Here is a 25,183-nt window from a genome sequence, read left to right on the forward strand (position 1 = left end):
GAGGCAGCCCATGAACGATCCACTGCGCGACGCCCAGGCCCAGCCGGCCGCAGCCACCCAGGACCCAAGCGAGTTCGCCAACCTGCTGCTGCAGGAATTCAAACCCAAGACCGAACGTGCCAAGGAAGCGGTCGAAAGTGCCGTGCGCACCCTGGCCGAGCAGGCCCTGGCGCAGACCAACCTGGTGTCCAACGATGCCATCGGCTCGATCGAGCAGATCATTGCCGCCATCGACGCCAAGCTGACCGCCCAGGTCAACCAGATCATCCATCACAACGACTTCCAGCAGCTGGAAAGCGCCTGGCGCGGCCTGCATTACCTGGTCAACAACACCGAGAGCGACGAGCAGCTGAAGATCCGTGTGCTCAACGTCTCGAAGACCGACCTGCACAAGACCTTGAAGAAATTCAAGGGTACCGCCTGGGACCAGAGCCCGATCTTCAAGAAGCTGTACGAGGAAGAATACGGCCAGTTCGGCGGCGAACCCTACGGCTGCCTGGTCGGCGACTACTACTTCGACCAGTCGCCGCCCGACGTCGAGCTGCTGGGCGAAATGTCGAAGATCTGCGCCTCGATGCATGCGCCGTTCATTGCCGCTGCCTCGCCGACCGTGATGGGCATGGGCTCGTGGCAGGAGCTGAGCAACCCGCGCGACCTGACCAAGATCTTCACTACCCCGGAATACGCTGGCTGGCGCTCGCTGCGTGAGTCCGAAGACTCGCGCTACATCGGCCTGACCATGCCGCGCTTCCTGGCACGGCTGCCGTACGGCGCCAAGACCGACCCGGTCGAGGCGTTCGCCTTCGAAGAAGACACCGATGGCGCCGACAGCAGCAAGTACACCTGGGCCAACGCCGCCTACGCCATGGCCGTGAACATCAACCGCTCGTTCAAGTACTACGGCTGGTGCTCGCGCATTCGTGGCGTGGAGTCGGGTGGCGAGGTGCAGGGCCTGCCGGCGCACACCTTCCCCACCGACGACGGTGGTGTGGACATGAAGTGCCCGACCGAAATCGCCATTTCCGACCGCCGCGAAGCGGAGCTGGCCAAGAATGGCTTCATGCCGCTGCTGCACAAGAAGAACACCGACTTCGCGGCCTTCATTGGCGCCCAGTCGCTGCAGAAGCCGGCCGAGTACGACGACCCGGACGCCACCGCCAACGCCAACCTGGCCGCGCGCCTGCCGTACCTGTTCGCCACCTGCCGCTTCGCGCACTACCTGAAGTGCATCGTTCGCGACAAGATCGGCTCGTTCAAGGAAAAGGACGAGATGCAGCGTTGGCTGCAGGACTGGATCCTCAACTACGTCGACGGCGACCCGGCGCACTCCACCGAGACCACCAAGGCCCAGCACCCGCTGGCCGCGGCCGAAGTCGTGGTCGAGGACGTCGAAGGCAACCCGGGTTACTACAACTCGCGCTTCTACCTGCGCCCGCACTACCAGCTCGAAGGGCTGACCGTGTCGCTGCGCCTGGTATCGAAGCTGCCTTCGGCCAAAGGGGCGTAACCGCCCCAGGGGCTGCCTGACAGCCCCAACTGCAGCAAACCGCCAACCTGACGCGTAATACCGAGGACATCATGGCTGTAGATATTTTCATCAAGATCGGCGACATCAAGGGCGAGTCCCACGACAAGGGCCACAAGGACGAAATCGACGTGCTCAACTGGAGCTGGGGCATGTCCCAGTCCGGCAACATGCACATGGGTAGCGGTGGCGGTTCGGGCAAGGTCAACATCCAGGACCTGTCGATCACCAAGTACATCGACAAGTCGACCCCCAACCTGATGGCCCACTGCTCCAGCGGCAAGCACATCGACAAGGTCAAGCTGACCGTGCGCAAGGCCGGCGGCGAGAGCCAGGTCGAATACCTGATCATCAACCTCGAAGAGGTCATCATCAGCTCGCTGAGCACCGGTGGCTCGGGCAGTGACGACCGCCTGACCGAGAACGTGACCCTGAACTTCGCCAAGGTCACCGTCGACTATCAGCCGCAGAAAGCCGACGGCACCAAGGAAGGCGGCCCGATCAAGTACGGCTGGAACATCCGTTCCAACGTCAAGATCTGACCGAGCGCGCCTGCGCAGCCTTGGCTGGCGCGGGCGCCCTTCCCTACCCTCACCCGCTCACGGTGAAACCCATGGCCAAGCCTTCTTTCATCAACCTCTGGAATGCCTACCCAACCGATTCCTCGCCTTGCGACGGCGGCTGGGACAACCAGTGCGCCATTCGCATGAGCATCGCGCTCAATGGCGAACATACCATCAAGGTGAATGCCGGTACCTACAGCGAACCGCGCTGTGCCCATGGCCATGCCCGGGGCGCCGAGTCGCTGGCCAACTGGCTGTGGAAGCACCATCTCGGTGCCCCGCTGCAACTGAGTGGCAGCGCAAGCGACCGCCTCAAGCTCAGCGACAAGCGCGGCATCATCTTCTTCAAGGATTGTTTTGCCCGTGCCGGGCAGGCATTCGACAACCGTACCGGCGATCACATCGACCTGTGGGACAGAGGCCGGGTCACGGGCTATTTCGCCGACCAGGCCCATCGGTCCAAGGCCGTCTGGTTCTGGGAGCTGAAATGAACCGTGCGTGCAAAGCCCTGCCGGCCCTGCTGGTCGCGTTCGCCCTGAATGCCTGTGCGCAGGCCCCTGCTCCGTCGTCGAGTGCGGCGCCTGAAGTCACCCTTGGCGGCAAACAGCTGGCGCTGGTAAGCCACCAGGGCCGCTGCGCGCTGCGCCAGGCCGATGCTTCGCTGCTGCAGCTGGACATGCCCTGGCCCTGCCAGCTCAGCCCCGAGCGCGACGGCGGCAAGCCTCGCGTGGAGCAGTTCAATGGCGCGCAGATCATCATTGTCAGCCATGTCCAGCCAGACCCGTCGCAGCCCGGCCGTTGCGCTAGCCAGTACCAGGCCGTGCGCCAGCTGGGCGAGCGCCTGGAGCCTTCCATCGTGGCCCATGGCGGCAGCTGCTCGCACGGCCCGGTAGACCAGAAGAACTTCGTGGGGCTGTTCGAGTGGTAGCCGATATTGCCGCCCGCGACCGTCTGCAGCCCTCGCTGCTGGACCGCCTGACCGACGACGACCCGGGCAACCCGCAGGAAGCCCCGGACAAGCGCGTGCTCAGCCTGCACCAGCTCAAGGCCTCGGTGCTGCGCGACCTTGCCTGGTTGCTCAACACCACCTCACTGCTGGACAGCGCCGCCACCCTGGGCACCCCGGCCGGTGCGTCGGTGATCAACTACGGCCTGCCGGCCCTGGCCGGCAACAGCGCCTCGAACATCGACCTGGCCGCCCTGGAGCGCATCATCCACCAGGCCATCGCCACCTACGAGCCACGCATTCTCGCCCATACCCTCAAGGTGCGTGCCCAGGCCGCCCCCGGCGAGATGAATGCCAACGCCCTGAGTTTCGAAATCGAGGGCGACCTGTGGGCCCAGCCGGCGGCCTTGCCGTTGCTGCTGCAGACCGAGGTGGACCTTGAGTCCGGCCATGTACGCGTGGCCCCGGCCGAACGCCGGAGGCGCGCATGAACCCGCGCCTGCTGGAGCTGTACAACCAGGAGTTGCAGCACATTCGCGAAAGTGCCGCGGAGTTCGCCAGGGAGTACCCGAAGATCGCCGGGCGCCTGACGCTGTCGGGGATCGAGTGTGCCGACCCGTACGTCGAGCGCCTGCTCGAAGGCTTTGCCTACCTTACCGCGCGGGTGCAGCTGAAGCTGGACGCCGAGTACCCGACCTTCACCCACAACCTGCTGGAAATCGCCTACCCGCACTACCTGGCGCCGACCCCGTCGATGACCGTGGTGCAACTGCAGGCCGACCCCGACGAGGGCTCCCTGGCCGCCGGTTTCCGCCTGCCGCGGGACAGCGTGCTGCGCGCCAACCTGGGGCGCAACTCGCAAACCCCGTGCGAGTTCCGCAGCACCCAGGACGTTACCCTGTGGCCCTTGCAGGTGGCCCGCGCCGAGTACTTCGGCAACCCTGGCGCGGTGCTCGGGCGCCTGGCCGGCAGCGTGCCACAGGCCCGCGCCGGCCTGCGCCTGACCCTGCGCAGTGGCGCCGAGGTGCCGTTCTGCAGCTTGCCGCTCAGCCATTTGCCGCTGTACCTCAACGGCGCCGACGAGACGCCGTTCCGCCTCTACGAGCAACTGCTGGGCAGCGCCTGCGCAGTGTTCGTGCGCCAACCCGGCGCCGACTGGGTAGAGCGCATTCCAGTCGAACAGGCGCTGCGCCCGTGTGGCTTCGACGACCGCGAAGCGGCGTTGCCGGTGGTGCCCCAGGCCTTCCAGGGCTACCGCCTGCTGCAGGAATACTTCGCCCTGCCGCAGCGCTTTTTGTTCGTCGATTTCGCCGGGCTGGAGCGGGCGGTACAACGCTGCAGCGGGCAGACCCTGGAAGTGCTGGTGTTGTTCGAGCGTTTCGAGCAGAGCCTGGAGAGCAGCGTCGGTGCCGGCCAGTTCGTGCCGTTTTGCACCCCGGCGATCAACCTGTTCCCACGCCGGGTCGACCGCCTGCACCTGACCGATCGGGTGCATGAACACCACGTGATCGCCGACCGCACCCGGCCCACCGATTTCGAGATCCATTCGCTGCAGCGGGTTACCGGCCACGGCACCGGCCCCGACCAGGAATTCCTGCCGTTCTACGCCGTGCGCGACCCGTCGCGCTATGGCCGCGACCAAGCCTACTACATCGTGCGCCGCGAACCGCGCGTGCTGTCCAGCGACCAGCGCCGAAACGGCACGCGCTCCAGCTACATGGGCAGCGAGACGTTCATCAGCCTGGTCGACGGCCAGCAGGCGCCCTACCGCCACGACCTGCGCCAGCTGGGTATCAGCGCCTTGTGCAGCAACCGCGACCTGCCCCTGTTCATGAACGTTGGCGACGGGCGTAGCGACTTCAGCCTGGCCGACAGCGCACCGGTCGCCGGCATACGTTGCCTGGCCGGCCCTAGCCGGCCCAAGGCCAGCCATGCCCACGACAACCGGGCCTGGCGCCTGATCAGCCAGCTGTCGCTGAACTACCTGTCGCTGGCCGAGCACGGCCAGGGTGCCGCCGCCCTGCGCGAACTGCTGCGCCTGTATGGCGACCCACAGGACAGCGCGCTGAACCTGCAGATCGACGGCCTGCGCGAGGTCAGCAGCAAACCCTGCACCCGACGCCTGCCGATGCCCGGGCCGATCGTGTTCGGGCGTGGCCTGGAGATCACCCTGACCTTCGACGAAAACGCCTTCCGCGGCACTGGCGTGTTCCTGCTCGGCGCGGTGTTCGAACGCTTCCTGACCCGCTATGTGTCGATCAACAGCTTCACCGAAACGGTACTGCGCACCAGTGAACGTGGCGAGATCATGCGCTGGGCGGCCAAACCGGGGCGCAGGCCGACCTTATGAATACCTTGCAGGCCATGCAGGACGAGCCCTGGGCGTACGACTTCTTCCAGGCGCTGCGCCGCCTCGAGGCGCAGTACCCCGAGCTGCCACGCTTCGGCCATTCGCTGCGCCTGGCCGACGAGCCGGTGCGCCTGGGCCAGCGCCTGGACTGCGGGTTCGCCCCGGCGACCCTGGCCTCGGTCAGCGCCGACGGCGAGCAGCCGGCGCGCCTGGAGCAGTTCTTCTTCGGCCTCGGTGGCCCCAACGGGCCGTTGCCGCTGCACCTCACCGAATACATGCGCGAGCGCCAGCGCAACCATGCCGACGCGACCAGCAAGGCGTTCCTCGATGTGTTCCATCACCGCCTGCTGAGCCTGTTCTACCGCGCCTGGGCCGAAGCGCGCCCGACGGTCAGCCACGACCGCCCGGGCGACGACTATTGGGCCGCGCGCCTGGCCGCGCTCAGTGGCCGTGGCCAGCCGGAACTGCAGGGCCAGGGCGCGTTGGCCGACACCGCCAAACTGCACTGGTCCGGCCACCTGAGCGCGCAAACCCGCTACCCGGACGGCTTGTGCAGCATCCTGGCCGGGTATTTCGGCGTGCCGGTAAGCCTGGAAGAATACGTCGGCCAGTGGCTTGAACTGCCCGAACGCAGCCAGCTCGGCGTGCGTGCCAATCGCCTGGGCGTGGACCTGTGCCTGGGCCGCTACGTCTGGGACCGCCAGCACAAGTTCCGGCTGTGCCTCGGCCCGCTCAGCCTCGACCAGTACCACGCCCTGCTGCCTGGCGGGCAGGCCTTCGTCGAACTGGCGGCATGGGTCGCCGAATATCTGGGCCAGGAACTGGACTGGGATCTCAACCTGATCCTCGCGCAGGACCAGGTACCTGCGCTGCAACTCAATGCCGGCCAACGCCTGGGTTTCGATACCTGGCTCGGCCACCCTCCGCACGATGCACGCGACCTGAAGCTGGCCCGCTACTATGCCGACCAGCCGGCCGCCGCCCCCCATACAAGGAACCAGGACCATGGGTGAAATCAGCCGCGCCGCGCTGTTCGGCAAACTCAACAGCATTGCCTACAAGGCCATCGAGGCCGCCACGGTGTTCTGCAAGCTGCGGGGCAACCCCTATGTCGAACTGGTGCACTGGTTGCACCAGTTGCTGCAACTGCAGGACAGCGACCTGCACCGTATCGTGCGCCAGTTCGATGTCGAGCCGGCGCGCCTGGCGCGCGACCTGACCGACGCCCTGGACCGGCTGCCACGCGGTTCGACCTCGATCACCGACCTGTCCTCGCAGGTAGAAGAGGCGGTCGAACGTGGCTGGGTATACGGCAGCCTGATGTTCGGTGAAAGCCAGGTGCGCAGCGGCTACCTGCTGGTCGGCATCCTCAAGACAGCGAGCCTGCGCCATGCCTTGCTGGGGCTGTCGAGCGAGTTCGCCAAGCTCAAGGTCGAGGCGTTGAGCGAACGCTTCAACGAATACGTCGGCGACTCGCCGGAGAACCATCTGGGCGCCACCGACGGCTTCAGTGCTGCGCAGCCTGGCGAAGCCAGCGGCGCCGTGGCGCCGGCGGCGATGGGCAAGCAGGAAGCGCTCAAGCGCTTTACCGTCGACCTGACCGAACAGGCCCGCAGCGGCAAGCTCGACCCGATCGTCGGCCGCGACGAGGAGATCCGCCAACTGGTCGATATCCTCATGCGCCGCCGGCAGAACAACCCGATCCTCACCGGTGAGGCCGGTGTCGGCAAGACCGCCGTGGTCGAAGGCTTCGCCTTGCGCATCGTCGCTGGCGACGTGCCGCCGGCGCTCAAGGATGTCGAGCTGCGCAGCCTGGACGTCGGCCTGCTGCAGGCCGGCGCCAGCATGAAAGGCGAGTTCGAACAGCGTCTGCGCCAGGTAATCGAGGATGTGCAGGCCTCGCCCAAGCCGATCATCCTGTTCATCGATGAAGCCCATACCTTGGTTGGTGCCGGTGGCGCCGCCGGCACCGGCGATGCGGCCAACCTGCTCAAGCCGGCACTCGCCCGGGGCAGCCTGCGCACAGTGGCGGCGACCACCTGGGCCGAGTACAAGAAGCACATCGAGAAAGACCCGGCCCTGACCCGCCGCTTCCAGGTGGTGCAAGTGGACGAGCCGAGCGAAGCCAAGGCCCTGCTGATGATGCGCGGGGTGGCCTCGACCATGGAACAGCACCATCAGGTGCAGATCCTCGACGAAGCCCTCGAGGCCGCGGTCAAGCTGTCGCACCGTTACATCCCGGCGCGCCAGCTGCCGGACAAATCGGTGAGCCTGCTGGATACCGCCTGCGCACGCGTGGCCATCAGCCTGCATGCGGTGCCGGCCGAGGTCGACGACAGCCGCCGCCGTATCGAGGCGCTGGAGGTCGAGCAGGCGATCATCGCCCGTGAAGCTGCCATTGGCGTGCCCACCGGGCAGCGCCAGGCCCAGGCCGACAGCCTGCTGGCCGAGGAGCGCCAACGCCTGGCCGCCCTGGAAAGCCGCTGGGCCGAGGAAAAGGCCCTGGTCGACCAACTGCTGGCCACCCGCGCCCAACTGCGCGAGCAAGCCGGGGTGGTCGACCAGGACGCTGCGCTGCCAGGCAACCCTGAGCTGCGCGAAACGTTGGCCGACCTGCAACAGCGCCTGAGCGCCCTGCAAGGCGAGAGCCCGTTGATCCTGCCGACCGTGGACTACCAGGCAGTCGCCTCGGTGGTGGCCGACTGGACCGGCATTCCGGTGGGGCGCATGGCGCGCAACGAGATCGAGACCGTGCTCAACCTCGACAGCCTGCTGGCCAAGCGCATCATCGGCCAGGACCATGCGCTGAGCATGATCGCCAAGCGCATCCAGACCTCCCGCGCCGGCCTCGACAACCCGAACAAACCGATTGGCGTGTTCATGCTCGCCGGCACCTCCGGGGTGGGCAAGACCGAAACCGCGCTGGCCCTGGCCGAGGCGTTGTACGGCGGTGAGCAGAACCTGATCACCATCAACATGAGCGAGTTCCAGGAGGCGCATACCGTCTCGACCCTCAAGGGCGCCCCGCCCGGCTACGTCGGTTACGGCGAGGGCGGCGTGCTGACCGAGGCCGTGCGCCGCCGGCCGTACAGCGTGGTGCTGCTGGACGAGGTGGAAAAGGCCCACCCGGACGTGCACGAGATCTTCTTCCAGGTGTTCGACAAAGGCGTGATGGAGGATGGCGAAGGCCGTCAGATCGACTTCCGCAATACCCTCATCCTGCTCACCACCAACGCCGGCACCGAGCTGATCGCGCGCACCTGCAGCGACCCGCAGGCCCTGCCCGACCCGGAGGCGGTGGCCAGCCAGCTGCGCCAGCCGCTGCTGGAGATCTTCCCGCCGGCGCTGCTCGGGCGCCTGGTGACCATCCCCTACTACCCGCTCAGCGACGCCATGCTCAAGGCCATCACCCGCCTGCAGCTGGAGCGCATCCGCAAGCGCGTGGAAGGCACGCACAAGGTCGGCTTTGCCTACGACGACGAGGTGGTGGAGCTGATCGTCTCGCGCTGTAGCGAAACCGAAAGCGGTGGCCGCATGATCGACGCCATCCTCACCAACGGCCTGCTGCCGGACATGAGCCGCGAGTTCCTCACCCGCATGCTCGAAGGCAAGCCGCTGGCCAGTGTGCGCATCAGCCGCCGCGACAATGACTTGCACTATGACTTCGGCGCAGCCGACTGACAGGACCGACCATGCTGTTCACGCAGTTCACGCGCCTGGCGCAGATCAACAGCCCGTTGGGGCCGGACAAGCTGATCCTGGCCGAAATGGGTGGCAGCGACGAGCTCGGCCGCCTGTTCGACTATGAGCTGCAGCTGACCAGCGACGACCCGGCCATCGACCTCAATGCCCTGCTGGGCAAGCCGATGAGCCTGAGCGTGCAGCTGAGCCTCGGCACGTCACGCTACTTCCACGGCATCGTCGCCCGCTGCAGCCAGTCGGTGGACCAGGGCCAGTTCGCCAGCTACCGGGTCACCCTGCGGCCGTGGCTGTGGCTGCTGACCCGCACCAGCGACTGCCGCATTTTCCAGCACCTGAGCGCGCCGCAGATCATCAAGCAGGTGTTCCGCGACCTGGGCTTTTCCGACTTCGAGGATGCCCTCAGCCGTAGCTACCGCGAACGCGAATACTGCGTGCAGTACCGCGAGACCAGCTTCGACTTCGTCAGCCGGCTGATGGAAGAGGAAGGCATCTACTACTTCTTCCGCCATGAAGCGCAGCGCCACGTGCTGGTGCTGGCCGATGCCTACAGCGCGCACCCGCAGATGCCTGGCTACGAAAGCGTGCCCTACTACCCGCCGGACGGGCAGCACCGCGAGCGTGACCACATCAACGACTGGCACCTGGCCCAGGAAGTGCAGCCAGGGTCGCTGGAGCTCAACGACTACGACTTCCAGCGCCCCAGCGCGCGCATCGACGTGCGCTCGGCCATGCCGCGCCCGCACCAGGCCGGTGATTACCCGTTGTACGACTACCCCGGCGCCTACCAGCAAAGCCAGGACGGCGAGCACTACGCGCGCACGCGCCTCGAGTCGCTGCAGAGCCTGCACGAGCGGGTCGAGCTGCGCGGCAATGCCCGCGGCCTGGGCAGCGGCCACCTGTTCAGCCTCAGCGGTTTCACCCGCCAGGACCAGAACCGTGAATACCTGATCGTCGGCGCACGCTACTACGTGCATCAGGAGCGCCTGGAAAGCGGCACCGGCAGCGGCGCCGCGCAGTTCGAGAGCAACCTCAGCTGCATCGACGCCCAGCAGAGTTTCCGCCCGCAGGGCAGTACCGTGCGGCCGATCGTCAAGGGCCCGCAGACTGCCGTGGTGGTCGGCCCCGCTGGCGAGGAGATCTGGACCGACCAGTATGGCCGGGTGAAGGTGCACTTCCACTGGGACCGCCACGACCAGTCCAACGAGAACAGCTCGTGCTGGATCCGCGTATCGCAGGCCTGGGCCGGCAAGAACTGGGGCTCGATGCAGATCCCGCGCATTGGCCAGGAAGTGATCGTCAGCTTCCTCGAAGGCGACCCCGACCGGCCGATCATCACTGGCCGCGTGTACAACGCCGAACAGAGCGTGCCCTACGACTTGCCCGCCAACGCCACGCAAAGCGGCATGAAGAGCCGTTCGAGCAAGGGCGGCAGCCCGGCCAACTTCAATGAAATCCGCATGGAAGACAAGAAAGGCGCCGAGCAGTTGTACATCCATGCCGAGCGCAACATGGACACCGTGGTCGAGCAGTGCGAGACGCTGGCGGTCGGCATCAACCGCACGCAGACGGTGGGCATGCTGGAAACCATCACCATCGGCCAGGACCGCATCCGTGCCGTGCGCCGCGACGACATGTTGCTGGTCGGTGCCAGCAAGACCGACAGCGTCAGCACCAGCTACCTGATCGAGGTCGGGGAGAATCTGCGGCTGGTCTGTGGCAAGAGCGTGATCGAGCTCAACGCCAGCGGCCAGATCAACATCAGCTGCGAGCAGTTCAGCTTCCATGCCAAGCAGAACGGCGAGATCAATACCGACGGCACCCTCGACCTGAACGTCGGCAGCGGTGCGCAGACCGCACCCGACAACCAGGGTGTGAAAAAGACCATCGACGACTCGGTGAAGGCGATCTTCTCCGGCTCCGACCAGTAACGAGACCTGTCATGAGTTATCGCGTCAACGAATTCCGCCTGGCCCTGCCCGATGCCGCCGTGCAGGACAGCAGCATCAACATCCTGCGCTTCGAGGCCCTGGCCACCTCGCTGATCATCAGCCGCAGCCTGCTGGCCGAGGGCGAGACCCTGCAGAGCAATTTCGACGGCCAGTTGCAGCGCCTGCAGCAACAGGTCAAGGACCTGCGCATGCAGCCCGCCCAGGCCGTGCAGGTGGGTGCCGACCAGGCGATCGCCGCCATCGAACTGAGCAGCCAGTTCAGCAAGGGCCAGGAAAAGGTCTACCAGTACCAGCTGGCCCTGGTGCTGCCCGGCACGCGCAGGATGTTTGCCCTGAGCTACGTCAAGGCCAGCCCGCTGGGCGCGGCCGAAGCGGCTCACTGGGCAGCCATCAAGCAGTCGCTCGACTTCGACAACCTGGGCTGAGCCTGAGCCATGTCCGACGCTTTGTGGGCCGCCCGCGAAGGCGACGCGCTGATGCACACCTCGATATTGGCCGACATCGTCGGCGGGGTGCTGGAAATCGCCGCCACCGTGGCCATCGGTGCCCTGGCCACCGCCGCCGTGGCAGCGGCATTCGGCCTGACCGTGGCCACCGGCGGCCTGGGCTGCTTCGTGCTGGGCGCAGTGGTCGGCCTGGTGGTCGGCGTGGTCATGGCCAAGACCGGTGCCGATACGGGTTTGAGCCGATTATGCGAGGGCATCGGCAACTTCCTGTTCCCGCCGTCGGTACAGGCCACCATCATCAGTGGCTCGTCGGACACCCGCACCAATGGCAAGCGCGCGGCGCGCGCTGCCGGCATCGTCACGGGCCCGCCGGCAGCGCTGGAGCAGGCCGGCGCGCAAGGCGCCGAGGCCCAGGAGGAAAGCTTCCTGGACATGGCCAAGGGCTTCTTCTCGCAGATGTGGCGGCCGACCGTGGCCACGCCCGCCGCCAATACCTTGCCGGTACCGGACGACAAGGTCCTGTGCAGCAAGCACCCGCCGATGCCGCCGCAGTACCTGGCCGAGGGTTCCAGCAAGGTGCTGATCAACGGCCACCCGGCCTGCCGCAGCGGTGACCGCAGCACCTGCGAAGCGGTGATCGTCGATGGCGGCCTGGTGTCGAACAACGTGCGCATCGGCGGCGAGCCGATCGTGGTGCGCGAGATTCGCAGCGGCAAGACGCCCGGCATCGGCCTGGCGGTGACCGCATTGATGCTGCTGCGCGGGCGTGGCGGCAAGTTCTACAGCAAGTTCGGCTGCATGTTGGTGGGCGGCGTGAGCAGCGTGGTTACCGGCCAGGTGACCAGCGCCCTCACCCAGGCCATGGCCGGTTCGCCCAACCCGGTACACGCGGCTACCGGCGGCAAGGTCCTGTGTGGCGAGGAAGACCTCGACTTCACCGTGCAAGCCACCCTGCCGATCGCCTGGCAACGCTTCTACAACAGCCACGACGAGCGTGTCGATGGCCTGTTCGGCGCGGGTTGGAGCCTGCCCTATGAAGTTTCGGTGCAGGTCGATGCAGACGACCGCCTGGTATTGGTCGACGAGCAGGCGCGCCGGGTGGACATGGGCATCATTACCCTGGGCGATGCGGTGTTCAGCGTCGGTGAAGGGCTGAGCGTACGCCGGGCGCACAACGGCGAACTGCTGACTGAAAGCCGCGAAGGCGAGTATCGGCTGTTCCAGCCAACCCCGGGGCGGCCCGATCGACTGCGCCTGAGCCAGATCGGTGATCGCAATGACAACCGGATCTACCTGGACTACGACCAGCAGGGCCGCCTCTGCCAGTTGCGCGACACCTTCGACCAGGTACGTGTCAGCCTCGGCTACAGCGAGCAATGGCCGCAGCGGGTGAGCCACATCGACTTCCACGCGGCGAGCGGCGAATCGCAACGGCTGGCCAGCTATGGCTACGACGCCAACGGTGACCTCGCTCAGGTACAGGATGGCGCAGGCCAGCCGCTGCGCAGCTTCGCCTACGACGCTGCCCGACGCATGATCGAACACCGTACTGGCGGCGGCCTGTGTTGCTACTACGCGTGGGCGCAGCATGAGGACGGCTGGCGGGTGGCGCGGCACTGGACCAACGGCGGCGACAGCTACGCCTTCGAATACGACGTCGCCGCCGGCATCACCCGGGTGACCGACAGCCTTGGCCGCGTTGCCGTGCGCCACTGGAACCAGCAGTACCAGATCACCGCTTATACCGATGCCCTTGAGCGCACCTGGCGCTTCGAATGGAATGACGAGCGCCAGCTGCTCGCGGCCAGCGATCCCATGGATGGACGCTGGCAGTTCTTCTACGATGAGTCGGGCAACCTTGCCGAGACCGTCGACCCGCTGGGGCGTAGCGAGTCGACCGAATGGCTCGAACACTGGTCGCTGCCGCGCAGCCAGACGGACCCGGCAGGGCAGCGCTGGACCTTCGCCTATGACCAACGGGGCAACTGCACGCGCCAGACCGACCCGTTGGGCCAGCACACCCACTATCGCCATGACAGCCAGGGCAACCCTGTCGAAATCATCGATGCCAACGGTTCCAGCCGCCACCTGCGCTGGAACGAACGGGGCCTGCTGGTCGAACAGCGGGACTGCTCCGGCTACCTGACCCGCCTCGCCTACGACCCCTTGGGCCATCTGCAATCGATTACCGACGCCCAGGGCGAGCGCACCGACTACCGGCATGACGACAAAGGTCGCTTGCGCAGCGTGACCTTGCCTGATGGCCGCAGCGAAGCATTTGCCCTCGATGCCAGCGGCCTATTGGCCCAGCACATCGACACGGCAGGCCACGTGACCCAATACCGGCGTAACCACCGCGGCCAGTTGCAACTGCGCATCGATGCGCTCGGTCGACAAGTCCGCTACCACCATGACGACTATGGGCGCCTGCTCGCGCTGTACAACGAAAATGGCGAGGCCTACGGTTTCGAATGGGATGCAGGCGACCGGCTGATCGCCGAGCGCGATCTGGACGGTGGCCTGCGGCGCTACCAGTACGACCCGCTGGACAATCTGGTCCAGGTCACCTTCCTGCCTGCGCCGGGCAGCGACGAGGCACCCATCATTCACCGCATGGCCTATGACGCAGGTGGCCGCCTGCTGACCCGCCATACCGATGAGGGACGCACCGACTACTGCAACGACCCACTGGACAACGTGGTTGCGATCCGTCGTACCCGTGTGGATGGCCAGGTCGAGGAACTGGGCTTCGCCTTCGATGCGCTGGGCCAGTTGCTCGAGGAACACAGCGCGCAGGGCAGCGTGCAGTACCAGTATGACCCGCTCGGCAATCTCACCCGCACGCGAGTACCCGACGGCCGCTGGATCAACCGCCTGTACTACGGCAGCGGGCACCTGCACCAGATCAACCTCGATGGCCAGGCGGTGTGCGATTTCGAGCGTGACCGTGTTCACCGGGAGACGCTGCGCCTGCAGGGCAACCTGGCGATTCAACGCCAGTACGACCGTGGCGGACGCCTGCGCACCCTGCTCCGTCGCCCGGCAGCGCAGCCCAGCCGGCTGCCGGCGCCAGACCAGCAGCGGTACCAGTTCGACGCCGCCGACCAGCTGGCCGTACGCGAGGTGCAGCACCCCGGCAACGGGTATCTGCAGGTTTATCAGCATGATGGCTGCGGCCATGTCCTGGGCCGTCAGGACAGCCCCATCGGCCAGCGCGAAGCGTTCCGCTACGACCCGGCCGGGAACCTGCTCGACCCGCTGGCGGCAGGCGCCGGGCTGGTCCGGCACAACCGCGTGCTCACCTTCGAGGACAAGCGCTATCGCTACGATGGCTTCGGTCGCCTGGTGGAAAAACGCAGCCGCCGACGCGGTACCCAGCATTTTCGCTACGACGCCGAGCACCGGCTGGTCCAGGTGCGCAACCTGCAACCTGGGCGGGAACGCATCATCGACATGCGCTACGACCCGATGGGCCGGCGCACCGAGAAGATCGAATCGACGCTCGACGGCCAAGTGGTTGGCCGCACCCGCTTCAGCTGGAGTGGCCTGCGCCTGCTCGGCGAGCAGCACAATGGCCGGCAGGCGTTGTACCTGTACGAAGACGATGGCCATGAACCACTGGCGCGGGTGGATGGCCAGGGCGCTCATCAGCAGGTGCTGCATTACCACAATGACATCAATGGCCTGCCGGAACAGTTGACCGATGACACCGGCGAGGTCGTGTGGTCGGCGCGCTACCTGAGCTGGGGTGCAAGCTGGGATGAACAGCGGGCCAGCCGTCTGCCGGAAGATCAGAACCTGCGCTTCCAGGGCCAGTACCTGGACCGCGAAACCGGCCTGCACTACAACCTGTTCCGCTTCTACGACCCGGAGATAGGCCGCTTTACCCAGCCAGACCCAATCGGTTTGGCCGGTGGTTTGAACCTTTACGAGTATGCGCCGAACCCATTCACGTGGATTGACCCATGGGGGCTGCTCAAGGAAGGCGAAACCGCAGGTTATGGTGCCAAGGCGCACCGTGGCGATGGCCTTGAAGCCCATGAAATTCTGCGTAACAAGTTCTTGCAGGATGCCGGCCTGGCACCGAAAGGACGCCGGATGCGCGGCAACCCTTCGATTGCCCTGACGCCCAAGCATCATGACCAGGTGCATGCCGCAGAGAACCGGTTGCGCAAGGCAATGGGCCTCAAGCCTAACCAGATGCTCAAAAGCGGCAAGCTTGAGATCCGCCTGATGTCCAAGGCCATCTACCAATCGCTGGTGACTCAGGGAGATGTCACAATCCAACAACTCAGAACGGCCCGGCGCTACGCCAAGTCGTTCGCCAAAAGCAAAGGGTGTTACTAGCCATGAAGAAAATCGTGTTGTCCCAACAAGACCGCGGCTTCGGCCAGATCGGTGGTGCGCCTTTGCTCAAGGACCATTCCTTGTGGCCGGCCAACCCGCAAACCGGTGGGTTGATGACGCCCATCCTGACCCTGACCGAACAGTTCCAACCGGCCCGGTTCGTCCCGCCAGGCATGGCTATCACGGTTTTCCTCGCCGTCGAGCAACAGCAGGACGGTGGCTTCAGCCGCCCGCTCCAGCGTCGCTATACAGTCAATCAGCAGTCGGAACTGCAGAACGTCATCAACGCCGGCTTTGCCCGGGTCATCCTGCATGAGCTTGCCAGCCAGCCACTGGAGCCCAGCAATCCCCCCTTGCTGCTGGAACGAGCGTTCATCGACTTTGAAGAAATGACTGACGAGGAGCATGACGAGGAGCATGAGGACGAGGACAGCGGGATCGGCCTGAGCAAACCCAGCGGCCGCCCCTGCTGGCTGCAGGACCCGATCTACGAACCACCGCGCTACATGTTCATGATGCAACTGGTGGACGCCGACGTGGCCGAAGCCAGCCCGCAGCATGCTGGGCTGTTCGGCGAAGGCATCGGTTATCTGTTCGTGGACATGCAGGCGCGCCGTGGCAAGGAAGGCGACGACGCCGGTTTCTTCTTCATTCAGTTCACCTGAATGGGCTGCCGACTCCAGACGACCGTCCATAAGCAGCAAGGGCCGAGAAGATTCACGTGAACATCTACCATTTCGACAACTCGCCGTCTCCTTGGGGAGACTGGGGCGCGGTACTGCTTCAGGGCATGATCGCCTGGGATGAAGATACCGATGTGGACAGCATCAGGCGCGCCGGGCCGTACACGCCGCCTGCGTATATCCGCTCGGGCTCGCTGGTGCTCACCCAGCCGGTCAAGGAAGCCCTGGAACGAAGCGGCCTGAAAGGCATCAGTCGGTATGAGCACCTGGAAAAAACCCACATCGTGCAGCTTGACTGGCTGCACTGGGATACCCGCAAGCCCATCACCGATTACCTCGAGCTGGAAGGTGGGCCGACCTCGATCATCGACTGCCTGCCGCATGACCCTGCGCTTGCCGCACGCATGCCGGCGTATTGGCAGGCATTCGTCGTGGGCAAGCTCAACCTGCTCAAGGACCCACGGCACGAACCTGCCGACCTCGGCCAGTATCTCCAGGTGCTCAAGGCCGACGAAAAAGCCGATTTCTTCAAAGGGGATGTCTATCGCGGGTACTTCCTCAGTGAAAGAGCCAAAGCGTGGCTGGAACAGCAATGCCCTGGCTGCTTTAGATTCACCCTGCTGCACTACGCGGAGCGTTGACAGCCCCGCTGCCGCTTGCTAATAATCGCCCACAGTTGTACGACAACACATAACAAAAATAACAATCCGTGGACGAACCCATGTCGGCACTTACCCCGCTGCATCCCCGCCTGTTACACCCTCCTCTTTCCCCGGCCAGCGGGCTTACGCCGCTGAGCAGCTAGCGCCCGGTTACTGCACTTCCACCCTGGCCCTGACCGGCCCTTTACCTACCCGCCCCGCTGCAGGCCGCCTGCGCGTGCCCGGTGGCCGGGTTGCCACACCCTTAGGGAGCACAACAATAATGAAAATCTGCCAAACCCTGCCCTTCGCCCTGCTGGGTGCCGGGGCCATCGCCAGCCTGCCGGGCACCAGCTTCGCTGCCGGTTTTGTCGACGATGCCAAGGCCACGCTGGGGCTGCGCAACTTCTATATCAACCGCAACTTCACCAACCCTGGCAACCCCCAGGGCAAGGCCGAGGAATGGACGCAGAGCTTCATCCTCGATGCCCGCTCGGGGTTTACCGAAGGGCCGGTCGGGTTCGGTGTGGATGTGCTGGGGCTGTGGTCGGTCAAGCTCGACGGCGGTGGTGGTACCTACGGTACGGCGCTGCTGCCGCGCCATGACGATGGCAAGCCGGCGGATGACTACGGCCGCCTGGCGGTGGCGGGCAAGCTGCGGGTCTCGAAGACCGAACTGAAGGTCGGTGAATGGATGCCGGTGCTGCCGATCCTGCGCTCCGATGACGGGCGCTCGTTGCCGCAGACCTTCCGTGGCGGGCAGGTCACCTCCAACGAGATCGCCGGGCTGACCCTGTACGGCGGGCAATTTCGCGGCAACAGCCCACGCAACGACGCCAGCATGGACGACATGAGCTACGGCGGTGGCGTGTCGGACCGCTTCAACTTTGCCGGCGGCGAATACAAGTTCAACCAGGACCGTACCCTGGTGGGGGTGTGGAACGCGGTACTCAAGGACGTCTACCAGCAGCAGTACCTGCAACTGAGCCACAGCCAGCCGCTTGGTGCCTGGACCCTGGGCGCCAACCTGGGCTACTTCCATGGCAACGAGGACGGGTCCGAACGGGCCGGCGAACTGGACAACAAGACTTACTCAGGCATGTTTTCGGCGAAGTACGCCGGCAACACCTTCTGGGTCGGCCTGCAGAAAGTCGACGGCGATACCTGGATGCGGGTCAACGGCACCAGTGGCGGGACCCTGGCCAACGACAGCTACAACTCCAGCTTCGACAATGCCAACGAGCGTTCATGGCAGGTACGCCATGACTTCAACTTCGTCACCGTGGGGGTACCGGGGCTGACCTTGATGAACCGCTATATCAGCGGGCGCGATGTGCACAGCGGTGGCGTGACCGACGGCAAGGAGTGGGTACGCGAAACCGAGCTGGCGTATGTGATCCAGAGCGGGGCGTTCAAGGATCTGAGCGTGAAGTGGCGAAACTCGTCGATTCGGCGGGATTACAGCAACAACGAATTCGATGAGAACCGGTTGATCTTCAACTACCCGTTGTCGCTGCTGTGATGTGATTGACAACCACCAGAAGCAACCACAATAATCAACGCAGTCATACGACAACTTACAACAATCACAAAAAGAGCCGGCCATGACCACCACTCCCCTCAATCGCCTGCTGCTCACTGGAGCGGCAGGCGGCCTGGGCAAGGTCCTTCGCGAACGCCTGCAAGGCTACGCCGAGGTCCTGCGCCTTTCCGATATCAAGCCCATGGCACCTGCTGCGGGCCCGCATGAAGAAGTCATCGTCTGTGACCTGGCCGACAAAGCGGCAGTGCATGACCTGGTCGAGGGCGTGGATGCCATCCTGCACTTTGGCGGCGTTTCCACCGAGCATGCATTCGAAGACATCCTCGGCCCGAACATCTGCGGTGTGTTCCACGTATACGAGGCAGCACGCAAGCACGGCGTCAGGCGCATCATCTTCGCCAGCTCCAACCACACCATTGGCTTCTACCGCCAGGACCAGCGCATCGACGCTCATTCGCCGCGCCGTCCCGACAGCTACTACGGGCTGTCCAAGTGCTACGGCGAAGACCTGGCCAGCTTCTATTTCGACCGCTATGGCATCGAGACGGTGAGCATCCGCATCGGCTCTTCGTTTCCGCAGCCACAGAACCCGCGCATGCTCTGCACCTGGCTGAGCTACGACGACCTGGTGCAACTGATCGAGCGCGGGCTGTTCACGCCCGATGTCGGCCACACCATCGTCTACGGCGCGTCCGCCAACCGCACCGTGTGGTGGGACAACCGCCATGCCGCGCACCTGGGCTACCGGCCCAAGGACAGTTCCGAAACCTTCCGCAGCGTCGTGGAAGCCCAGCCGGCACCAGCCGCCGATGACCCGAGCATGGTCTATCAGGGCGGTGCCTTCACCGCGGCAGGCCCGTTCGACTGACCTACCATGCCTGGAGGCAAGGCCATGAACTGCGAACTGATCGTCGACGCCCGCAATGGCACCGGCGAAAGCCCCGTGTGGCACCCCGACGAACAGGCCCTGTACTGGGTCGATATCCCTGCACGCCAGTTGCACCGCTGGCAGGCTGCCGATGGCGTGCATCAGGTCTGGCACGCCGATGAGATGCTTGCCTGCATCGCCCGCAGCGGCCAAGGCTGGGTGGCCGGCATGGAAAGCGGCATCTTTGCGCTGCGGGCGAAGGCTGACGGCAGCCTGGACAAGCGCCTGCTCGGCGGCGTGCAGCACGCCCAGGCCGGGATGCGCTTCAACGACGGCCGCTGTGACCGCCAGGGCCGCTTCTGGGCCGGCAGCATGCTGCTGGACATGCAGCAAGGCGCGCATGTCGGCGCCTTGTACCGGCTTGACGGCGAAGGTCGGCTACACCTGCAGCAGGACGGCATGATCGTGCCCAATGGCCTGGCGTTCAGCCCTGATGGCCGGCGCATGTACCTGTCCGACTCGCACCCCAACGTGCAGAAGATCTGGGTGTTCGACTACGACATCGACAGCGGCACGCCACATGGCAAACGGCTGTTCGTCGACATGCGCGGCTACCCCGGCCGCCCTGATGGCGCCGCGATCGACCAGGACGGGTGCTACTGGATCTGCGGCAATGACGCCGGCCAGATCCACCGTTTCACCCCCGACGGCCGCCTCGACCGCTCACTCAGCGTACCGGTGAAAAAGCCTTCGATGTGCGCCTTTGGCGGCGCCAACCTGGACACCCTGTATGTCACCTCGATCCGCCCCACCGGCATCGACCTCAGCGACCAGCCCCTGGCTGGTGGGGTGTTTGCCCTCAGCCCTGGCACGAAGGGCCTGGAGGAACCTGCCTACCGCGGCTGAGCCCTACGCCGCCCCCTCACTTGCACGCTCGAAACCGGATAATAAAAACCACGGAGTTTCATCATGACGTTCAAACGCAAACTGCTTGTCGCGCTACTCCCCCTCGCCTTCAGCCTGCCCCTGTCGGCCTTGGCACTGGACATCAAGTTCGCCGAGATCCACCCGGCCGGGTACCCGACCGTGGTCGCCGAGCAGAACATGGGCAAGAAGCTCGAGCAGGCCAGCAATGGCGAAATCACCTTCAAGATGTTCGCCGGTGGTGTGCTGGGTTCGGAAAAAGAGGTCATCGAACAGGCGCAGATCGGCGCCGTGCAGATGACCCGCGTCAGCCTGGGGATCGTCGGCCCGGTGGTACCGGACGTGAACGTGTTCAACATGCCGTTCGTGTTCCGTGACCATGAGCACATGCGCAAGGTCATCGACGGTGAGATCGGCCAGGAAATCCTCGACAAGATCACCAACTCCGACTTCAACCTGGTGGCCCTGGCCTGGATGGACGGCGGATCGCGCAGCATCTACACGAAAAAACCGGTGCGCAGCCTGGAAGACCTCAAGGGCATGAAGATTCGCGTGCAGGGCAACCCGCTGTTCATCGACATGATGAACGCCATGGGTGGCAACGGCATCGCCATGGACACCGGCGAAATCTTCAGCGCGCTGCAGACCGGGGTGATCGACGGCGCCGAGAACAACCCGCCGACCCTGCTCGAACACAACCATTACCAGAACGCCAAGTACTACACCCTGACCGGCCACCTGATCCTGCCGGAGCCGGTGGTGATGTCGAAGACCACCTGGAACAAGCTCACCCCGGAGCAGCAGGCATTGGTGAAGAAGGTGGCGCGCGAGGCGCAGATGGAAGAGCGCGTGTTATGGGACGCCAAGTCCGCAGCCAGCGAAGAGAAGCTCAAGGCCGCCGGTGTCGAGTTCATCAGCGTGGACAAGAAGCCGTTCTACGACGCCACCGCGTCAGTACGCGAAAAATACGGCGCGCAGTACGCCGACCTGATGAAGCGTATCGACGCCGTCCAGTAACCACGGCCCTTCCCGAACGACTTCGGCAGTGCGGGCCCCCCGCCCTGCCGCTTTGGTGATGCCCATGAAAAACCTTGTCTTGCGTGTGAACGACACGCTGTACCGCAGCTGCATCTGGGTGGCCGGGCTGTCGATCCTGGCCATGTCGCTGATCATCCCCTGGGGCATCTTCGCCCGTTACGTGCTGGGCACCGGCTCGAGTTGGCCGGAGCCGGTGGCCATACTGCTGATGGTGGTATTCACCTTCGTCGGGGCTGCCGCCAGCTACCGGGCCGGGGCGCACATGGCAGTCGGCATGATCACCGAGCGCCTGCCGCCAGTGCCGCGTCACCTGGTCGCGCTGCTGGTGCAGGTGCTGATGATCCTGGTGTGCGTGTTCATGGCGTACTACGGCACCAAGCTGTGCATCACCACCTGGAACCAGTTTCTGGCGTCCTTGCCGGGTGTGCGGGTGGGCATGACCTACGCGCCGATCCCGATTGGTGGGGTGCTGACCCTGGTGTTCGTTGTGGAAAAACTGCTGCTGGGCGACCAGAGCCATCGCAAGGTGGTGCGCTTCGACCAGCTTGAAGAAAACGAAGGAGCGGCATAGATGGATGCGTTCATTCTGTTGGGCAGTTTCGTTGCACTCATTCTGTTGGGCATGCCGGTGGCCTACGCCCTGGGCCTGTCGGCACTGATCGGCGCCTGGTGGATCGACATCCCGCTGCAGGCGATGATGATCCAGGTGGCCAGCGGGGTTAACAAATTCTCGCTACTGGCCATTCCGTTCTTCGTGCTGGCCGGTGCGATCATGGCCGAAGGCGGCATGTCCCGGCGACTGGTGGCCTTCGCCGGGGTGCTGGTGGGCTTCGTGCGCGGTGGGCTGTCATTGGTCAACATCATGGCCTCGACCTTCTTCGGGGCGATTTCCGGCTCGTCGGTAGCGGACACGGCGTCGGTGGGCTCGGTGCTGATTCCAGAAATGGAGCGCAAGGGCTACCCACGCGAATTCTCCACGGCGGTCACCGTCAGTGGCTCGGTGCAGGCGCTGCTGACACCGCCCAGCCACAACTCGGTGCTGTACTCGCTGGCTGCCGGCGGCTCGGTGTCGATCGCCTCGCTGTTCATGGCCGGGGTGATGCCGGGGCTGCTGCTGAGCGCGGTGATGATGGGCCTGTGCCTGTTGTTCGCGAAAAAACGCAATTACCCCAAGGGTGAAGTCATACCGCTGCGCCAGGCAGTGAAGATTGCCGGTGAGGCACTGTGGGGGCTGATGGCCATGGTGATCATCCTCGGCGGTATCCTGTCGGGGGTGTTCACCGCGACCGAGTCGGCGGCCGTGGCGGTGGTGTGGTCGTTCTTCGTGACCATGTTCATCTACCGCGACTACAAGTGGCGCGACCTGCCCAAGCTGATGCACCGCACGGTGCGGACCATTTCCATCGTGATGATCCTGATCGGCTTCGCCGCCAGCTTCGGCTACGTGATGACGCTGATGCAGATCCCGTCGAAGATCACCACGGCATTCCTGACCCTGTCGGACAACCGTTACGTGATCCTCATGTGCATCAACTTCATGCTGTTGCTGCTGGGCACGGTAATGGACATGGCACCGCTGATCCTGATCCTCACGCCGATTTTGCTGCCAGTGATCACCGGTATCGGCGTGGACCCGGTGCACTTCGGCATGATCATGCTGGTCAACCTGGGCATCGGCTTGATCACGCCGCCGGTAGGGGCGGTGCTGTTCGTCGGCTCGGCCATCGGCAAGGTGAGCATCGAGTCGACGGTGAAAGCGTTGCTGCCGTTCTACCTGGCGCTGTTCCTGGTGCTGATGGCCGTGACCTATATTCCGGCCATTTCGCTGTGGCTGCCGGGCGTGGTGCTGTGACCGGGAAGCGCTCAAGGGGCCTGGCATGGTCGTGACCGAACTGCATCTGCACGACCGTCTGACCCGCCTGAGCCTGGCCCCGGAGCTGGGCGCCAGCCTGGTCAACTGGCAGGTGAAGGCGACCGGGCAGGCGTTGCTGCGCCATTCCGGCGCCGACGCGCTGGCCAGCGGTTCGCCACGCCGCCTGGCCTGCTACCCACTGGTGCCTTGGTCCAACCGCATTGCCGAGGGGGGCTTTGCCCGCCCGGGTGGCTGGCAGGCACTGTTGCCGAACACCACGCATGATCCCTACCCGATCCATGGCAGTGCCTGGCAGCAGGTCTGGCAGGTCGTCCGGCACAGCGAAGGGCATGCACGGCTGACGCTGGTCAGCGAAGTCCCCTTCGCCTACCAGGCAACGCTGGATATTCACCTGAATGAAGGTGCACTGGTACTGGGCCTGCAGGTTACCCACCGCGATGCGCGGGCGACCTGGTATGGATTGGGGCTGCACCCCTACTTCCCCCGATACCCCGACACCAGGCTGTATGCGCCAGCGCACAAGGTGTGGCTGGCGGAAATGGGGCGGTTGCCTTCGTATCAGGCGCCGGTGCCTCATCAATGGTGTTTCAATACGATGGGGGTGTTGCCGGAGACACTGGTTGACCACGCCTTCAGTGACTGGCCGGGCGAATGCGTGATCGAACAGCCCGGCGCCGGCTACCGACTGGCATGCCGTGCCAGCGGCGCGGAGCACTTCTTGTTGTTCTGCCCGCAAGGGCAAGGCTTTTTCTGCTTCGAGCCGGTCAGCCACCCGGTCAATGCGCACCACCTGCCGGGGCGCCCGGGGTTGCGCTTGTTACAGCAGGGGGACGCGCTGAGCCTGTCGTTCACAATGCAGTACCAGGCGCTATAAGGGTATTGGGGTATCAATCCAGCTGCTGCGCCCTCAGCGCCTGCGCCAGCATGTCAATGAACGCCCGGACCTTGGCCGAACCGTACTTGCTCTCCCGGTGCAGCACATGGATCGGCCAGGGCGCCTCCTCGTACTCGGCCAGGAGCACCTGCAACTGCCCACTGGCCAGTTCATCCGCGACCTGGTACGACAGCAGGCGGGCAATGCCCAACCCGCCACTGGCGGCGGCGATTGCCCCGTCATTGCTGGTGACGGTCAAGCGGGGTTTGACGCGCACCAGGGTCGGTTCCTCGGCCACCCCGAAGCGCCAGCCGGCGCGTGGCGACAGGTTGGTGGTGCCGATCACCGCATGCCCGGCCAGGTCGGACGGGTGCTTCGGCACGCCATGGCGCGCCAGGTATTCGGGGGAGGCACAGAGCATGCGCCGGACCCTGCCCACGCGCAGTGCTTTCAGACCGGAGTCGGGCAAGGGGCCGATGCGAACGGCCACGTCCATGCCCTCTTCGACCATGTTGACGATGCGGTCGAGGAAGTAGGCAGAAACGTCAACTTCAGGGTACTGTTGCAGGTAGCGGACGATGCACGGCATGACGAACTTCTTGCCGAACAGGATGGGCGCAGTGACGGCCAGGTCGCCCTTGGGCGTCGAGTTGATGCCGGCGGCGGCTTCGTTGGCTTCGTGGATGCTGGCGAGGATATGCCGGGTATCTTCCAGGTAGCGGTTACCGGCTTCGGTCAGGCGGACGCTGCGGGTGGTGCGCAGCAGCAACTTGACCCCGAGCTGTTCTTCCAGGGCGCTGACGGCACGGGTAACCGCCGCAGGAGAAATGTCCAGGCGCCGAGCAGCGGCGGCGAAGCTTTCCAGTTCGCCGGTAGCGACGAACACCTTCATCAGGTGGATCTGGTCCATG

General features: G+C 64.9%; 21 protein-coding genes. 20 read left to right on the forward strand and 1 reads right to left on the reverse strand.

Annotated elements, in window-relative coordinates; translation table 11 throughout:
• Positions 1-10 precede the first annotated feature (10 nt).
• From tssC to QSV36_RS08460, 20 genes are all read left to right on the forward strand, one after another.
• Complete coding sequence (gene tssC, locus QSV36_RS08365) at positions 11-1,507, forward strand: type VI secretion system contractile sheath large subunit (protein ID WP_170031687.1); 1,497 nt, start codon at positions 11-13, stop codon at positions 1,505-1,507.
• Between the two features lie 71 nt (positions 1,508-1,578).
• Entirely contained in the window at positions 1,579-2,067 is a 489-nt protein-coding gene (locus QSV36_RS08370) for an Hcp family type VI secretion system effector (RefSeq protein WP_200627376.1), read from the forward strand.
• A gap of 71 nt (positions 2,068-2,138) precedes the next feature.
• Positions 2,139-2,579: a type VI secretion system amidase effector protein Tae4 gene (locus QSV36_RS08375; RefSeq protein ID WP_170031693.1), complete on the forward strand. Its 441-nt coding sequence runs from the start codon at positions 2,139-2,141 to the stop codon at positions 2,577-2,579.
• Entirely contained in the window at positions 2,576-3,016 is a 441-nt protein-coding gene (locus QSV36_RS08380; protein ID WP_289131152.1) for a hypothetical protein, read from the forward strand. Before QSV36_RS08375 ends, QSV36_RS08380 begins: the two co-directional genes overlap by 4 nt.
• The gene (tssE, locus tag QSV36_RS08385) at positions 3,010-3,525 is read left to right on the forward strand and encodes a type VI secretion system baseplate subunit TssE (RefSeq protein ID WP_170031699.1); all 516 of its coding nucleotides are present in this window, start codon (positions 3,010-3,012) and stop codon (positions 3,523-3,525) included. Before QSV36_RS08380 ends, tssE begins: the two co-directional genes overlap by 7 nt.
• Positions 3,522-5,384, forward strand: coding sequence for a type VI secretion system baseplate subunit TssF (gene tssF, locus QSV36_RS08390; RefSeq protein WP_289131153.1), 1,863 nt, complete (start codon positions 3,522-3,524; stop codon positions 5,382-5,384). The genes tssE and tssF overlap by 4 nt, the downstream gene beginning before the upstream one ends.
• Positions 5,348-6,397, forward strand: coding sequence for a type VI secretion system baseplate subunit TssG (gene tssG, locus QSV36_RS08395; RefSeq protein WP_502945649.1), 1,050 nt, complete (start codon positions 5,348-5,350; stop codon positions 6,395-6,397). Before tssF ends, tssG begins: the two co-directional genes overlap by 37 nt.
• Positions 6,390-9,065 carry a type VI secretion system ATPase TssH gene (tssH, locus tag QSV36_RS08400; protein ID WP_289131155.1) on the forward strand — a complete coding sequence of 892 codons (2,676 nt, stop codon included), beginning with the start codon at positions 6,390-6,392 and terminating at the stop codon, positions 9,063-9,065. Before tssG ends, tssH begins: the two co-directional genes overlap by 8 nt.
• An 11-nt stretch (positions 9,066-9,076) precedes the next feature.
• The gene (locus QSV36_RS08405; protein ID WP_289131156.1) at positions 9,077-11,014 is read left to right on the forward strand and encodes a type VI secretion system Vgr family protein; all 1,938 of its coding nucleotides are present in this window, start codon (positions 9,077-9,079) and stop codon (positions 11,012-11,014) included.
• Between the two features lie 11 nt (positions 11,015-11,025).
• The gene (locus QSV36_RS08410; RefSeq protein ID WP_289131157.1) at positions 11,026-11,460 is read left to right on the forward strand and encodes a DcrB-related protein; all 435 of its coding nucleotides are present in this window, start codon (positions 11,026-11,028) and stop codon (positions 11,458-11,460) included.
• Positions 11,461-11,469: 9 nt separating this feature from the next.
• Positions 11,470-15,828 (forward strand): RHS repeat-associated core domain-containing protein, encoded by a 4,359-nt coding sequence (locus tag QSV36_RS08415; protein WP_289131158.1) that lies wholly within the window; start codon positions 11,470-11,472, stop codon positions 15,826-15,828.
• A gap of 2 nt (positions 15,829-15,830) precedes the next feature.
• A complete protein-coding gene (locus QSV36_RS08420; protein WP_289131159.1) occupies positions 15,831-16,493 on the forward strand; it encodes a hypothetical protein in 663 nt (220 codons plus the stop codon).
• 56 nt (positions 16,494-16,549) lie between these two features.
• On the forward strand, positions 16,550-17,152 hold the full coding sequence (locus QSV36_RS08425; protein WP_289131160.1) for a hypothetical protein: 603 nt from the start codon (positions 16,550-16,552) through the stop codon (positions 17,150-17,152).
• A 283-nt stretch (positions 17,153-17,435) separates the two neighbouring features.
• Positions 17,436-18,674, forward strand: a complete 1,239-nt coding sequence (locus QSV36_RS08430) for an OprD family porin (RefSeq protein WP_289131161.1) — start codon at positions 17,436-17,438, stop codon at positions 18,672-18,674.
• An 82-nt stretch (positions 18,675-18,756) separates the two neighbouring features.
• Complete coding sequence (locus QSV36_RS08435; protein ID WP_289131162.1) at positions 18,757-19,563, forward strand: NAD-dependent epimerase/dehydratase family protein; 807 nt, start codon at positions 18,757-18,759, stop codon at positions 19,561-19,563.
• A 24-nt stretch (positions 19,564-19,587) separates the two neighbouring features.
• The gene (locus QSV36_RS08440; protein WP_289131163.1) at positions 19,588-20,469 is read left to right on the forward strand and encodes a glucurono-1,5-lactonase; all 882 of its coding nucleotides are present in this window, start codon (positions 19,588-19,590) and stop codon (positions 20,467-20,469) included.
• Between the two features lie 63 nt (positions 20,470-20,532).
• Complete coding sequence (locus QSV36_RS08445; RefSeq protein WP_289131164.1) at positions 20,533-21,504, forward strand: TRAP transporter substrate-binding protein; 972 nt, start codon at positions 20,533-20,535, stop codon at positions 21,502-21,504.
• A 64-nt stretch (positions 21,505-21,568) separates the two neighbouring features.
• Positions 21,569-22,096, forward strand: a complete 528-nt coding sequence (locus QSV36_RS08450) for a TRAP transporter small permease (RefSeq protein WP_289131165.1) — start codon at positions 21,569-21,571, stop codon at positions 22,094-22,096.
• Positions 22,097-23,377, forward strand: a complete 1,281-nt coding sequence (locus QSV36_RS08455) for a TRAP transporter large permease (protein WP_289131166.1) — start codon at positions 22,097-22,099, stop codon at positions 23,375-23,377. It begins immediately after the preceding gene.
• Positions 23,378-23,402: 25 nt separating this feature from the next.
• A complete protein-coding gene (locus tag QSV36_RS08460; protein ID WP_289131167.1) occupies positions 23,403-24,272 on the forward strand; it encodes an aldose 1-epimerase in 870 nt (289 codons plus the stop codon).
• A 13-nt stretch (positions 24,273-24,285) separates the two neighbouring features.
• Here the strand turns inward: QSV36_RS08460 and QSV36_RS08465 are convergent, their stop codons facing one another.
• Entirely contained in the window at positions 24,286-25,182 is an 897-nt protein-coding gene (locus QSV36_RS08465; protein ID WP_289131168.1) for a LysR family transcriptional regulator, read from the reverse strand.
• Between the last annotated feature and the right edge of the window lies 1 nt (position 25,183).

This window comes from Pseudomonas sp. BCRC 81390, assembly GCF_030341915.1.
In the GTDB taxonomy this organism is placed as follows: Bacteria; Pseudomonadota; Gammaproteobacteria; order Pseudomonadales; family Pseudomonadaceae; genus Aquipseudomonas.